General features: G+C 34.8%; 13 protein-coding genes and 1 rRNA gene. 10 read left to right on the top strand and 4 right to left on the bottom strand.

The features are described 5' to 3' along the window. Window positions 1-130 precede the first annotated feature (130 nt). Both rlmN and GOQ17_RS09710 read left to right on the top strand, forming a co-directional pair. Window positions 131-1186, top strand: coding sequence for a dual-specificity RNA methyltransferase RlmN (gene rlmN, locus GOQ17_RS09715; protein WP_159637159.1), 1056 nt, complete (start codon window positions 131-133; stop codon window positions 1184-1186). A 39-nt stretch (window positions 1187-1225) separates the two neighbouring features. Beyond that, complete coding sequence (locus GOQ17_RS09710) at window positions 1226-1909, top strand: ComF family protein (protein WP_159637157.1); 684 nt, start codon at window positions 1226-1228, stop codon at window positions 1907-1909. A 117-nt stretch (window positions 1910-2026) separates the two neighbouring features. Here the strand turns inward: GOQ17_RS09710 and GOQ17_RS09705 are convergent, their stop codons facing one another. Further along, a complete protein-coding gene (locus GOQ17_RS09705; RefSeq protein WP_159637156.1) occupies window positions 2027-2422 on the bottom strand; it encodes a VanZ family protein in 396 nt (131 codons plus the stop codon). A 166-nt stretch (window positions 2423-2588) separates the two neighbouring features. On the opposite strand from GOQ17_RS09705, the gene GOQ17_RS09700 reads away from it, so the two are divergent. The 7 genes from GOQ17_RS09700 to GOQ17_RS09670 all read left to right on the top strand — a co-directional run bounded on the left by GOQ17_RS09700 (window position 2589) and on the right by GOQ17_RS09670 (window position 10964). Then, entirely contained in the window at window positions 2589-2933 is a 345-nt protein-coding gene (locus tag GOQ17_RS09700) for a PadR family transcriptional regulator (RefSeq protein WP_159637155.1), read from the top strand. 17 nt (window positions 2934-2950) lie between these two features. Next, window positions 2951-4696: a PspC domain-containing protein gene (locus tag GOQ17_RS09695; protein WP_159637154.1), complete on the top strand. Its 1746-nt coding sequence runs from the start codon at window positions 2951-2953 to the stop codon at window positions 4694-4696. 185 nt (window positions 4697-4881) lie between these two features. Next, complete coding sequence (locus tag GOQ17_RS09690) at window positions 4882-7293, top strand: TonB-dependent receptor domain-containing protein (RefSeq protein WP_159637153.1); 2412 nt, start codon at window positions 4882-4884, stop codon at window positions 7291-7293. A 70-nt stretch (window positions 7294-7363) separates the two neighbouring features. After that, on the top strand, window positions 7364-7951 hold the full coding sequence (locus GOQ17_RS09685; RefSeq protein WP_159637152.1) for an LOG family protein: 588 nt from the start codon (window positions 7364-7366) through the stop codon (window positions 7949-7951). A gap of 13 nt (window positions 7952-7964) precedes the next feature. Further along, window positions 7965-8708 carry an acyl-[acyl-carrier-protein] thioesterase gene (locus tag GOQ17_RS09680; protein ID WP_159637151.1) on the top strand — a complete coding sequence of 248 codons (744 nt, stop codon included), beginning with the start codon at window positions 7965-7967 and terminating at the stop codon, window positions 8706-8708. Window positions 8709-8760: 52 nt separating this feature from the next. Further along, entirely contained in the window at window positions 8761-9591 is an 831-nt protein-coding gene (locus GOQ17_RS09675) for an SMP-30/gluconolactonase/LRE family protein (RefSeq protein ID WP_159637150.1), read from the top strand. Between the two features lie 77 nt (window positions 9592-9668). Then, a complete protein-coding gene (locus tag GOQ17_RS09670; protein WP_159637149.1) occupies window positions 9669-10964 on the top strand; it encodes a UDP-N-acetylmuramoyl-tripeptide--D-alanyl-D-alanine ligase in 1296 nt (431 codons plus the stop codon). Here GOQ17_RS09670 and GOQ17_RS09665 read toward each other — a convergent pair. From GOQ17_RS09665 to GOQ17_RS09655, 3 genes are all read right to left on the bottom strand, one after another. Beyond that, complete coding sequence (locus GOQ17_RS09665) at window positions 10959-11579, bottom strand: trimeric intracellular cation channel family protein (protein ID WP_159637148.1); 621 nt, start codon at window positions 11577-11579, stop codon at window positions 10959-10961. The genes GOQ17_RS09670 and GOQ17_RS09665 overlap by 6 nt on opposite strands. 123 nt (window positions 11580-11702) lie before the next feature. Then, on the bottom strand, window positions 11703-13382 hold the full coding sequence (locus tag GOQ17_RS09660; protein ID WP_159637147.1) for a M56 family metallopeptidase: 1680 nt from the start codon (window positions 13380-13382) through the stop codon (window positions 11703-11705). Between the two features lie 2 nt (window positions 13383-13384). After that, window positions 13385-13741: a BlaI/MecI/CopY family transcriptional regulator gene (locus tag GOQ17_RS09655; RefSeq protein ID WP_159637146.1), complete on the bottom strand. Its 357-nt coding sequence runs from the start codon at window positions 13739-13741 to the stop codon at window positions 13385-13387. A gap of 597 nt (window positions 13742-14338) precedes the next feature. On the opposite strand from GOQ17_RS09655, the gene GOQ17_RS09650 reads away from it, so the two are divergent. Further along, window positions 14339-14439: ribosomal RNA gene (locus GOQ17_RS09650) — 16S ribosomal RNA — on the top strand; the annotation flags it as partial.

The following is a 14439-nucleotide window of genomic DNA, read 5'->3' as shown; positions in this document are numbered from 1 at the left end:
CAATATAACGAAGTCACATGAATTTGAAATAATAATTATGAGATAAAATTTTCAATGCATTGAGCGTCATATAAATGTTATACTCCTGCAAAGGAATTATGCAGAAAAAAAAATTAGCTATCTTTGCACCGTGAATACGACAACAAAATTGATAGATATACGTAGTCTTTCCCTTGATCAGATCAAAGAGAAATTAGTTGAAATGGGAGAGCAAGCTTTTCGCGCTAAGCAGATCTATGAGTGGCTTTGGCAAAAATCAGTTATTGATTTTGAGCAGATGAGCAATTTGAGTAAAGCTTTGCGAGATAAGCTAAAAACAAATTTTTCTATCAATTATGTACAGGTTAAGAATTCTCAAGTTTCTTCTGACAAGACCATCAAAAGTAGTTTTGTGTTGTATGATGGAAACATTATCGAAGGTGTTTTGATACCAACACCTGAGCGCATGACCGCTTGTGTAAGTTCGCAAGTAGGCTGTAGTTTAACTTGTAAATTCTGTGCAACTGGGTATATGGATCGTAAGCGTAATCTAAATGCAGACGAAATCTACGATCAAGTGGTGTTGATTGACAAACAAGCTAAGGAAAATTACGGTATTCCACTTAGTAATATTGTATATATGGGAATGGGAGAGCCTTTGCTTAATTATTCAAATATGATGAAATCTATCGAAAGGATTACTTCTCCCGATGGATTGAATATGGCCGCTAAACGTATCACGGTATCAACAGCAGGAATTGCCAAAATGATTAAAAAGTTGGGCGATGATAAAGTTCGTTTCAATTTGGCTTTGTCACTTCATGCTGCTAATGACGACAAGCGTAATGAAATCATGCCTATCAACGAACAAAATTCATTGATGGCATTAGCTGAAGCGTTACGTTATTATTATTCTAAAACAAAAAATCCCATAACTTTCGAATATATTGTTTTTGACAATTTTAATGATGAGTTACAAGATGCAAAAGAGTTAGCAAAATTCTGTAAAAATGTGCCTTGTAAAGTAAATATCATTGAATATAACCCAATATCTCTGGCTAATTTCGAAAATGCGGAAGCCGACAAAATCGATGCTTTTGCTAATTATTTGAGAAGCCAAGGCGTAATAACGAATGTTAGACGTAGCCGTGGTAAAGATATTGATGCTGCTTGCGGTCAATTAGCTATAAAAGAAAAATCAAATTAATTTACTAACTTAAAGAATACTAACTAATTGTATTCTTTTATGGAGTTGAAGAATTGTTTCAACGATTTTGTGCATTTGTTGTTTCCACGGCTTTGCGCAGCATGTAATTCAACCTTGTATGCCAATGAAGAGGTGCTGTGTACCAATTGTATGTTTCATCTTCCTTTTACCGACTTTCATCTAGATGCTAATAATGAGACAGCTAGGCAACTTTGGGGAAAAATAGAATTTGAATCGGCATTTTCCATGCTTCATTTGGCAAAATCTTCGTGGGTCGAAACGTTATTACATAAACTTAAATACAAGAATCAGCCGGAGATAGGTGTTTACTTAGGTAAACTGTACGCTAAGCGAATTGGTGAGTTTATCTCAGGTATAGACCTCATTGTGCCAATTCCCGTTCACAAAGCCAAATTAAGGAAAAGAGGATATAATCAAGCAGCGCAATTTGCTATTGGGTTGAGTGATGGTTTTAATATTCCTTGTAATGAGCAATTGCTCCTTCGTCATATATTATCTGTAAGTCAAATTGAGAAGTCTCGGACAGAACGCTATGATAATGTGAAAGGTGAATTTTCTCTACATTCAAAAGTAAATGTTAAAGATAAACACATTCTTCTGGTGGACGATGTATTAACAACAGGAGCTACAATTTGTGAAGCGGGACAATTGTTAATTGAGAATGGAGCAAAAATTTCTATAGCTACTATTGCTAGAGCGTAAACGTTAGTTATCTCCTTTTGGGTGTGTATGGTTTAGGGCAACCACAATTGTTAACACCGCAGGATTGCATACCAATTGTGATTGTTGCTAAGATTATAATTAAAATTATTAGCTTCTTCATTTCTTAACTCTTTTGCTTTTTCTATATAGTAATAAAAAGGCAAACGTAGCCATTCCAATTCCTATGCAATCCGCATAAATGTCGTACATATCTGCTGTTCGACTAGAAACATGTTTCTGTGCTTCCTCAGTTAGAAATGCAAATATGACTGTACTGACTACTACTTTTGCTATAGTAATCCATATGTTCCCTTTCCATTGTGATTTCATCGCTGACTCCCAGTACAATAGTATAGCGAGAACAAAGAAAATTCCTATATGCACAACCTTATCTATGCCCGGAAAAAGTTCATATTTACGTACGTCAGGTAATTCGTTAGGAGGTAATAATAAGAGGATTAACATAATAACTCCCCATACTATAGCCCAGATATAGCTAAAAAAATATTTCATCGACGCAAAAGTGTTATAAATCAATAAGAAATCCTAATAAATCCTAAATTTTAATAGTTACATCTCAACAAGATAAAAATTATATAATTGAATTTCAGTGTGTTATAAATTTATACACTACTGTGTATTGCAAAGTACCATCTAAAGGATATAACTTTGTATTATTATGATAGCGGAAAATACACAAACGCAGATGCGGAAAGGTATACTTGAATATTGTATTCTTTCAATTATTTCTAAAGGAGAAATATATGCATCCGATATAATAGCGGAATTAAAACGCGCACAATTGTTGGTGGTGGAGGGAACCTTATACCCTTTGCTTACTAGGTTGAAAAATAATGGGCTTTTAAGCTATAATTGGAAGGAGTCGACTTCAGGTCCTCCCCGCAAATATTATCAAATTACACCTGAAGGACTTGAAGTACTGCATAAGCTGGATAACACGTGGAAGGAATTGGTTTATGCTGTAGAAACATCATTACAAGGCAGAAATGAATCTAAAAACTAACGCAAATATCTATTACCATGAACAAAACAATCATAATAAACATAAATAGTATAGTCTTTCATATAGAGGAGGAGGCTTACGAAACATTACGCTCATATATGATCGACATCAAAAAGCATTTTGGTAAATCTTCTGATAGTCAAGAAATTCTTCAAGATATTGAAAACCGTATTGCTGAAATGTTTTCTGAAAAAATCCAAGTAGGACGTAAAGAAGTGATCTCCCTGGATGATGTAAATCATGTAATCAGTCAAATGGGTAAGGTTAGTGATTTTGAAGATGAAGCTGAAGAAGAAACTTCTACAGATCAAGCCGGGTTTGAAGAGTCTACACAATCTCAAGAGCCGCCAATATCTGTTGTAGACAAAAAGCTTATGCGTAATCCAGACGACAAAATTTTTGGAGGCGTATGTAGCGGTTTGGGGGCATATTTTAACATGGATACGAAATGGATGCGCTTGATATTTATTTGCTTCTTTCTGTTTGGTGGATCGGGGATTATGCTGTACATCATCTTATGGATCGTAATGCCATTGGCTGTATCAAGAGCGGATAAAATGGCAATGAAAGGAGAGTCACCTACCTTACAAAACTTTAAAAAGAGTTTTGAAGAAGAGATACAAGGGCTGAATCCACATTTCTCAAAAGCCAAATCAGAAATTGCTAGAGGAACATCTGCTGTAGGAAGTGGCATTTCAAAATTAGGTAGAGTTTTCCTTCGTTTTATTGCCTTCATTATTTTGATAGTTTGTGCATTGACAATTTTCGGATTGGCTATAGCGTGCGTTGGATTTATCACCGGTGTATTGGGTTACCAACGTGAAATGGTATTTCCGGGGACCGAATTTTTGAACACACCACAAGCCATTGTTGCATTGATCGCAGGAACCTTAGCCATTGCTATTCCTTTCCTCGCTTTATTACAGTTGATGCTTCGTGTGCTGTTTAAGACACAGCCATTGAATAATTATCTTTCTTTAGGTTTGTGGGCTACATGGATTTCTTCTATTATTGCAGTGATTTTCTTCTGTTTTATTGGTGCGCAAGAATTTAAGGAGTCTAGCACCATTAAAGTTGAAAAGCCGCTAACTGCTCAAAAGGTATACTACATCGCCGAGAAAGATATTCGATTAATAGAGGCTTCTGAAGTAGACAAAAATGGTAAGAAATTTCAAATTGAATTGAAAGGGAAGAATTTAGAGTTTCTTTTGCGTAGTGATATTAATATCAGTTTTCAAAGTATTGATTCTTTAGCAAAGCCTTATATTCAATACAACTATTTTGCACGCGGTAAATCTTATCAGGCTGCAACCACCAATGCTGCGGAAATTTATTATTTGGCATCCCAACGCGATGATAAGATAGTTTTTGATTCACACTTTAGTGTTGGTCCGAATAAAAAATATAGAGATGAATCCGTATCGGCGATTCTTTATCTTCCACAAGGATCTCGTGTTGTTATTGATAAATCAATAGAGTATAAGCTGAGAAATCTATCTTTTTGGGATTGTCAACGAGCATATGATTCCGATGAAGATATAAAAAGTACCGAGTGGATAATGGGTAGGACAGGATTACAATGTACGCCAAAGTTTCAACCAATAGTGAAGAAGTCAGAGGAAAATAAAGCCGTTGAAGATTTGGTTAAGCAAGCGGAGAAGCATGCAAAGGATGCAGAAGAGCATGCGCGCAAAATTCAAAAAGAAGCGAAAGCAATGGCTGAGCGCATAGAGGTATCCGTAAAAGAATCATCTACGAATTAAAAATACTCTTTTTGTAGCCTTTTAAAATAAAATTAACAGGCTACAAAATTTTTCACCGACCAGATTTGCTCCTTCACCGAAAATCTTCATCTATTAATCTAATACACATTCTCTGGTTTGTATTTTCATTCTAATTTTGAAGCAAAGAAAAAAACTAGAATATTATACAAAAGCTAACCACACCCATGAAAATACTTCTTCGAATTTTAGGATGCATGATCTTATTCACGCAAATTGCAGCAGCTCAACAAAAGACTATTAGCGGTTACATCAAAAATGCGGATAACGCACCAATTGCAAATGCGTCAGTATACTTGGTGACAGAACCTAACCGCGGATTTATAAAATCAACGATAACCGATGAGAAAGGAAAGTTTCAATTATTAGGATTTCCAAAAGGAACATTTAGAATTGAAGCAACCGCGGTAGGTTACGCTAAAGGGGATTCTCCGGCTTTCCAAACTGAAGAAAGCTCTCTTACCATAGATGATATCATCCTCCAAGTAATGACAAAAGAATTAGAAGCCGTAAGTGTCCAAGGGCAATTGCCTCAAATTCAACATACAAATGGCCGATTAGTGATGAATGTAGAAAACTCATCAATTAGTGCCGGAAACAATGCGTTGGAAGTGTTGAAGCGTGCTCCAGGAGTTGATGTCGATAAAGACGATAATATTTCATTAATGGGGCAGCAAGGGGTGAATGTTACGATTGATGGTCGTCAAACTTACATGACAGGTGAACAATTGGCAACATTCTTAAAAAGTACGGATGGTAGTCAAATCAAAAGCATTGAACTCTCGACGACTCGCTCGGCTAGGGATGATGCAGAAGGCACTGCGGGTGTGATTAATATTGTAATGAAGAAGAACCGTTTGGAAGGATTCAATGGTTCATTTATTGCAAGTGGGGCAAGAGGAGAAAAAAATAGAGGTAATACTTCTTTGAGTGTGAATTATAAAAAGAATAATTCGACTTTCTTTACAAACTATTCCTACACGGACAATAATTACAATGAGAATATTCGTATCACGCGTATAATACCAAATGAAGGTGCCGATACATACTTTGATCAAACATCAAAATTCCAAAATGCGGATAAAACGCACAATTACAAATTGGGCTTTGAACAAAAAACCTCTGCGCGTAATACCTTTATGGTCCAATTCAATGGCGCTAACAATAAAGAGGATCAGCTTACTCCGGGGACAACATTGATGTCTCAACCGAATAGTTCTGTGGACTCTGTAATGGTGTCTGAAAATAATAATGACGAAAAATTTAATCGTTATTCTGTGAATATTAATAATGAGTTTGTCATAGATACTACAGGTAAAAAATTGACTGCAGATTTTGACTACAGTACATTCAAGACCAATTCGATATTAAACTATGGGTACTTTTCTTATTTCGGAGATAGAGAAACATTAATGTATGATCCTGAATTTGAAAGAAGTACTTTCGGCGTGGACATCAAAATTTTAGCTACGAAATTAGACTATACCCAAAAACTATGGAAGGGTAATGTGGAAACGGGAATTAAGTACAGTAATGTGCAGTCTGATAATGACGTGTTGTTTGAAAATCTAATTGGCTCTAACTGGCAAAACAACCCTAATCGTTCGAATATTTTTAATTACAAAGAACAGATCGCTGCAGGATATTTCGATTACAGCACAAACATTAATAAGTGGGGGATAAAAGCAGGATTGAGAGGCGAATATACGATCTCGGATGGTCACTCTATAACGCAAAACAAACAAGTAAAACGTGATTATTTTGATTTATTCCCTTCCGGATCGTTGTCTTACAATGCACATGAAAATCATGTTTTTGCGTTAAGCTATTCTCGTAAAGTTTCAAGACCGAACTATCGCAATTTGAATCCTTTCGAATATTATGTAGATAAAAGAACATATAATAAAGGAAACCCTTATTTGAATCCACAATACACGGACGGAATCTCATTCAATTATACCTTGTATAAGCGATTTAATATTGCCTTAGGACACGACATTACGAAGGGCGCAATGGTAGAAAGTCTTGGACAAGATACGCTATTAAAAACAACTTGGATTATTCGTGAAAATTTGGGGGAACAAACGACATCTTATATTAATTTGTCTATTCCTTACCGCATAGGCAAAGTATGGACCATGTTTAATAATATAACTGGTATATATATGCATTTCAAAGGACCAATCTCAGGACATGAAGTGAACTTAGGCTCTGCATTTATTCAAGCTAACATGAATAATAATTTTAGAATCAACAAACAAATTTCTGCAGAGTTGTCTGTACGTTATAATTCGCCATTCATCTATAATATGTATAAAATTCAAACACGCTGGGGTACAGATGTTGGGTTCACGTATAATCTTAAAGATGAGAGAACATCTTTGAAATTGGCAGTGACAGATGTATTCCATACAAATCACAATAATGTTTTTACAGATTTTAAGGAGTTTAATTCTAAAATATATCAATACAGAGATTCGCAAACGGTACGTTTGACACTAAATTATAAATTTGGTAATCTCAAACAATCAATTCGTCGTGTGAACGATAGTAGTGAGGAAAAAGAAAGGGCTTTGTAAGTAAGTATTTTGCGATAAAGATGACCGTAGATTGAAAATATCTGCGGTCATTTTTATTTAGCTTTGTAATATGAAATTCAAGAATATAGCAGTCTTTTGTGCGTCTAGCCCAGGGTTTGATGCGGTTTGGACACAAAGAGCTTATGATTTAGGAGAGCATCTAGCTAAGGAGGGAATTACATTAGTATATGGTGGAGGTCGTGTAGGATTGATGGGTGCAGTAGCTGATGGCGCTTTGATTAATGAAGGTAAGGTTATAGGCGTGATTCCTCATTTTCTGAATAGCAAGGAAATCGGGCATACAGGTGTAACAGAATTAATCGCTGTAGATACTATGCATCAGCGTAAAACTTTAATGAATGATTTAAGTGAGGGTTTTATAGCATTACCAGGAGGTTTTGGTACAATGGAGGAATTGTTCGAGGTTATTACATGGGGACAGTTAGGTTTACACCAAAAACCTGTTGGACTTTTGAATATCAATGGCTTTTATGATCACCTAATTGCCTTTGTCCAAAATATGGTGGATGCAGGGTTATTGAATAAGCAAAATCAAGAAATGCTATTAGTAGCAGATACAGCAGAGGAATTACTCGAAAAAATGGAAAACTACCTTGCGCCTGTTGTTCCAAAATGGTTAAGTAAAGAAGAAAGCTAAGGAGGAGTAAATCATGCCGATATCTAAAGATTTTAAATCAATTCATCAAGTCAAATGGGAAGTTTACTTTTCTCAATGTTATCCTAATGGTGCGTTAAAGTTTCCTGAGTTAACTAATATCTTACAACTAACAGCTGCTGCTCATGCGGATTTAGGCGGTGTCGGTTTTGAAGATTTATCGCAATATAGTCAGTCTTGGGTAATGAATCGTATGCGCATTGAAATTGAAGAAATGCCAAATTTCTCACAAGAGATTGAAGTCAAAACATGGATCGAAGAACTTAAAGGATTCAAATCAACCCGTAATTTTGAAGTTTCACGTGGAGGAAAAAAACTGATTGGTGTATCCACTTTGTGGGCAATATTTAATTTAAAAATGCGTAGACCAGACTTTTTACTTTTTGACACCTCATATATAGAACAGTATCCAGAATTACATGCCACTGAAATACCAAATCAGCGTATAGATTTATCTTTTGAGACATCGGATTGGTATGAACATCAAGTTCAGTTTTCTGATTTGGATATTGTCAATCATGTTAATAACACCAAGTATCTGGAATGGTGTATAAATCATCTAGAGCCGAGCATTATTTTAGACAATAAAATTAGAGCCATTGATTTGAATTATATAAAAGAATTAAGTCTTGGCGATCGAATCAATATTGAAAAGGCAAAATTCGGTAATAGCATTGGATTTAAAATCAGTAAGAATGAACAAATTTGCTTTGCATGTGTTTTTGAATTAAGCGCTTAGCAAATCTTTTTGATTTCGTATATTTACTTTTATCAACCAATAAAAACAGAAAATGAAAAAATTTAATCTATTATTAATGTTATGTGCCCTTCTTGGAGTACAATTAGCATTTTCACAAGACAAGAAAATAGAAGTATTATGGGAATCTAAAGAACAACTTCCTACTCCAGAGTCGGTATTATATTATGCTAAAGATAATGTGTTGTTTGTGTCATTAATTGATGGTTCAGGAAGTGAGAAGGATGGTAAAGGCGGAATTGCGCAATTAAATACCGATGGAACTATCAAAAATGCCGCATGGGTTACAGGATTGAATGCTCCTAAGGGTTTGGCAATTCATAAAGGTTTATTGTACATCGCAGATATTACAGACGTGATTGTCGTAGATGTGGTGACGGGTAATGTGATTGATGAGATTGCGGTGGAAGGTGCTACTTTTTTGAACGATGTAACTGTAGATAATAATGGTATTGTTTATATTTCTGACACTAGAGAGAATAAGATTTTTCAATTACGTAATGGAAAAGTTTCTTTGTATTTAGATAATGTTCCCTCGGTGAACGGTTTGAAAGCGGAAGGTGGTAAACTTCTTGCTCTTACTGGAAAAGAATTTTGGTCGATTGATGCAAATAAAAAGGTAACAGTTTTTACAAAAGGTTTTGATCAAGGTGGTGATGGTTTAGAGCCAGTTGGCAACGGAGACTATATAGTCACTTGTTGGGTCGGTTTAGTGTATTATGTAAAAGCCAATGGAGAAATCCAAAAAATGCTTGATGTGCAGGGTAAAATGAATACTGCTGATTTAGGATATAACCAGAAGGAAGAGGTTCTCTATATTCCTACATTTAATAGCAATAGCGTAGTCGCATATAAATTGAAATAAAAAACGGAGCTTTGCTCCGTTTTTTATTTATACAAGATTTAAGATTATTACATTTGTCTTAACAAACATTGTTGGTTATGCAAATTGAATCTCTTTACAACATCTATAAACAATATCCATTTATATCTACGGATACCCGAAGTATCAAAGAAAATAGCATTTTCTTTGCGCTCAAGGGTGCGAATTTCAATGGAAATGCATTTGCTTCACAAGCTTTAGAGCAAGGAGCGGCATATGTCGTAGTTGATGAAGAAGAATTCATTCAAGGAGAAAAATATATATTAGTTGATGATGTTTTAAAAGCCTTACAAGATTTGGCATTATTTCATCGTAAACAACTTCAGATTCCTGTGGTCGGTATTACAGGCACAAATGGCAAGACTACTTCAAAAGAATTGGTGTATTCTGTTCTTTCACAACAATTCCGTACTTACGCGACGCAGGGTAATCTTAATAACCACATTGGTGTACCATTGACGTTATTGTCAATCGATGATTCTTACGAAATCGCTATTGTAGAAATGGGTGCAAATCATGTTGGCGAAATTGAGTTTTTATCCAATATTGCTCTTCCTACACATGGATTTATTACTAATGTTGGAAAAGCGCACTTAGAAGGATTTGGTTCTTTCGATGGAGTGAAGAAGACAAAAGGAGAGCTGTATGATTTTATCTCTAAAACAGGAGGAACATTGTTTTTACAGGCAGACAATGAGCATTTAGTAGGAATGGTTGCTCAGTGCTCATTCGCAAAAGTGGTAAAATATGGTTTTTCTGAAACTAACGAAATTATAGGCAGGCTAATAACTGCAAATCCTTATTTGTCCATTGGGTGGAGACAATTAGGTTCTTCTGAAAATTTTGAGGTTACAACTAACCTTACAGGTTCTTATAATACCGAAAATATCTTAGCTGCTATAGCAGTGGGATTAGAATTTGGAATAAATCCTCAAAAAATCAAAGAAGGCATATCTTCTTATGTACCTAAAAATAACCGTTCTCAAATCACAAAAACTTCACGCAATATGATTGTTGCGGATTTCTATAATGCTAATGCAAGCAGTATGTCGGCTGCATTGGATAATATGGAAGTCTTGACCGCAGAGCATAAAGTCGTTATTTTGGGTGATATGTTTGAGTTGGGCAATGAGTCCTTTGAAGAACACAAAAATCTAATTGCAAAGGCAAAGAACCTAGGTTTTGAAAGGTTGATTTTTGTTGGAAAGGAATTCTTTAAACATAAAGACATCTCAGCTGAATTTTATGAGACAACGGAAGAAGCTAAGGCTGCGGTTGCTAGTATTAACGACAGTTTCATTTTGTTAAAAGCCTCTCGGGGAATGGCTTTTGAAAAATTATTAGAAGTTTTATAAGTCGTTGTCTTTTTTCATATCGACAACAGGCAAAGACAGATTGTGTTTTACTGATATTATTCGAATCACAAATACAAGAGATGCGCTGATAAAGGCATTCCACCCATTGTCAACTTGCAAATAGTTAAGTAAAACAAACAATAGTGCCCCTGACAAGCAAGCAGAAGCGTATATTTCTTTGCGCAATATTAGGGGAGTTTCATTTAAAAGTACATCGCGAATCACACCACCCATAGCAGCTGAAAACATCCCTAACATAATCGCTGCGATACTGCTTGATTCATAGTCCAATGATTTTTGCGTTCCTACGACCGTGAAAAATCCAATACCAATTGCATCAAATAAGGTTAGTGTTTTTGCTAAACTATAAAGTTGTTTGTTGGCTATAACCGAAATAAACACCCCAAAAAATATAGCAAGCAAGTAATTGCCGTCCTCCACCCAAACAGGTCGTATATTCAGAAAAATATCGCGAAGGGAACCACCGCCAATAGCGGTTACGAAAGCCATAAATGTAGAGCCGAAAATATCTATACCTTTTCTATGCCCAGCCATCGCGCCAGAAATAGCAAACACCATAGTGCCCAAAAGGTCAATAGCATAGATGATATTCATAAAAAAATCCTATATATAACAATAATACATAAAAACAGTAGTAAAAGAAAGCCGAATCTAATTCTATAGAGTCGGCTTTCAGGTACATATCACAGATACGTACTATTTTATTTCAATTTTGACTTAGTTAGAGTTATGTAGTTTTTCCAAGTCTTGAATCTTTCTTTTCCATTCTGGAGAATTAAATGTTTCTTCTAGAATCTTTTGCGTTTTAATTTCGATTTTAGCCATTTTATCTTTCCATTCTGGAGAATTAAATTTTTCCTCAAGTATTTTTTGCGTATTAATCTCTATTTGTGCTATTTTGTCTTTCCATTCTTGAGAGTTAAACTTCTTATCTAATTTTTTTTGAGTGATAATTTCAATCTTGTTCAATTTATTTTTCCACTCTTCAGAATTAAAATATTCATCTAAGCTTTCTTGAGTTTTAAGCTCTATTTTAGCCATTTTCTCTTTCCATTCTGGTGAGTCAAAGTATGCACCGATGTTTTTTGAATTCAAATCCAAATTACTAATCATATCTTTCCATTCTGATGATTTGAAAGTCTCATCGGTTTGTTTTCGAAATTTTTCTATTTCTTCTAGTTGCTTTTTGCGCTCTGCTGTATTCAAGTAATCTTGTACTTCCTTATTATCGGTCAGAGTTACTTCTGAAGTGTCCGTTTTAATAATTATTTTTTTCTTCTTTATAGTCTTTACATCTTCAATAGTATCCAAAGAAGTTGTTATGGCGATTGATTTTTCTATTCTAGTATCAATAGTTTCTTGATTTGGTGACTTTTTGCTTATTTGTTGCTTGCCATCTATTGGGTTCACCCACGCGATAAATATAAATGTAACCGAAGCAACCAATATGGTTAACATTTGATGGTTGAAATGTGTTTTTTTAGTTTCCATGATTTGATTGTTTATTCTTTTTATTCTGTTAAGTAACGTGTTTTTGTTATTTCCAGACAAAGCCATTGTCAATTTCGGGGCGAGTTCTTGACGTAATAATTCAATTTGCAAGAGTGTTCGTGAGTAGCTTATTGGGTTATTGATTCGATTCGTAACGAAATCGTCGCACGAATGCTCTCTTTCTAAGTTGATTCTTCTGCTAATCAGCCACATAAAGGGGTTGAAAAATAGGAGAGTTTCGATTGATACAAGAATAAGATTAAATAAATAATCATACCTTTTGATGTGTGCAATCTCATGAAGTAAAATGGCTTCAGCATCTTCTACTGAAATTTTGTTTATATATGCTGTCGGGAATATAATGATTGGTTTAAGAAAGCCTATTGTGATTGGGGCAGTAATATGATCTGATGACTTTAGTGTTGTTTTGTCTGATATATTATTGTTTGATTTTATTTTTTCGAAGACATTAATCCACTCTAATGGTAAAAATGCTGAGCTAGATTTTTTTAACCTATCTAAGAATTGGAAGCTGCGTAAACAAAGAATAATCTGAGTTATTATCCCTAATGTATAAAGACTAACAATGTATGGGAAAAACTGAATAATAGATAAGCTGTCCGACTGAAGATTATTCAAATGGATGAAGAATTGTTCTTTTTTGATAATCTCAGGTTCTAATGTATTTGCTGTAGAAATGTGAAAATACTTTATAAACGTATTAATAAAGCAGCCCAATAGTAGCACTTGTGCTATATAGGATAGTTTATATTTATTATCCGCATTTATTTTAGGGAAAAATAAAAATGCGCTCGATAAAGCAATATAGATTGCTGCGCCATGCCAAAGGGAATGGAGGATGCTCCAACCTATAGCATTGTTGAAAAGGTTTATAATATTTTCCATAATTATTGTAATTTATCTAGGTATTCCTTTATCAATTCTATTTCCTCTTTACTCGCCTTATGAGTTCCAAGCGCTTGCATTACAAGTCTTGATGTATTGCCTTTATAAATATTGTCAATCATTCGGTCAAGAAATTGTTGCTCTATAGTTTCTTTATTTATAGTCGTACTATACAAATGGCTTTTTGAACTGGTATCACGAATTACCATGCTTTTCTCCAGCATGATTTGCATGAGTTTTAATGTTGTAGTATAGCCTATATCTTTCCTTTTTAGGGACTCATGAACTTCTCTTACTGTACAAGGCTGTTTGTCCCATAGCACTTGCAATATCTCTAATTCGCTTTCAGTTGGTTTCATAATCTCTTCACTTATCTACGAATAATTTCGTACTTCAAATGTACGAAGAGTTTCGTATAACAAAAATTATCATCCAATATTTTGCAAAATTTAACATTTGGCAGAATTCTCTTCCTGTTTTTCAATTTTATTCTCCATTCCCACAACCACTTAGGATAAAACTAAAAAATAAAAGCTCAGAAAGCTTGGAGAGAAGCTAAAAACTTCCCTATCTTTGCACCACTCCGCAAGGGAGTAACGGTTAGAAATAACCATGAAATGCGAGGTTAGAGATAGTTTAAACTGAGAAATCGGGAAAAACGAAAAGAAAAAAAAACTTCAAATAAAATTTGCGGTTTAAAATAAAGTTTCTACCTTTGCAGTCCCGTCGGAAACGAAGGGAAAACAAAAAAAGATAAGTACAGCAGAAATGCTCGAAATATAAGAAGAAGCGCGATGCGGATTCGATAGAAGTTCTTTAAGAAAATGATCATGTAGCGTAACGAGTAGTTTGAGAAAACGAAAGTTAACAAATCAAACCTTAGTCAATAACTAAATAGATATTAAAAAGACAATTCTATTTATATTATAAATAGTTAGAGTCAAAACTTCATTTTTACAATGGAGAGTTTGATCCTGGCTCAGGATGAACGCTAGCGGCAGGCCTAATACATGCAAGTCGGACGGGATCTAAATCTAAGCTTGCTTAGATTTAGTGA

Origin of the sequence: Sphingobacterium composti (assembly GCF_009829075.1) — a bacterium.
Classification (GTDB): domain Bacteria; phylum Bacteroidota; class Bacteroidia; order Sphingobacteriales; family Sphingobacteriaceae; genus Sphingobacterium; species Sphingobacterium composti.
Note: the sequence above shows the minus strand (reverse complement) of the source record. Positions and strands in the feature narration are given on the sequence as shown.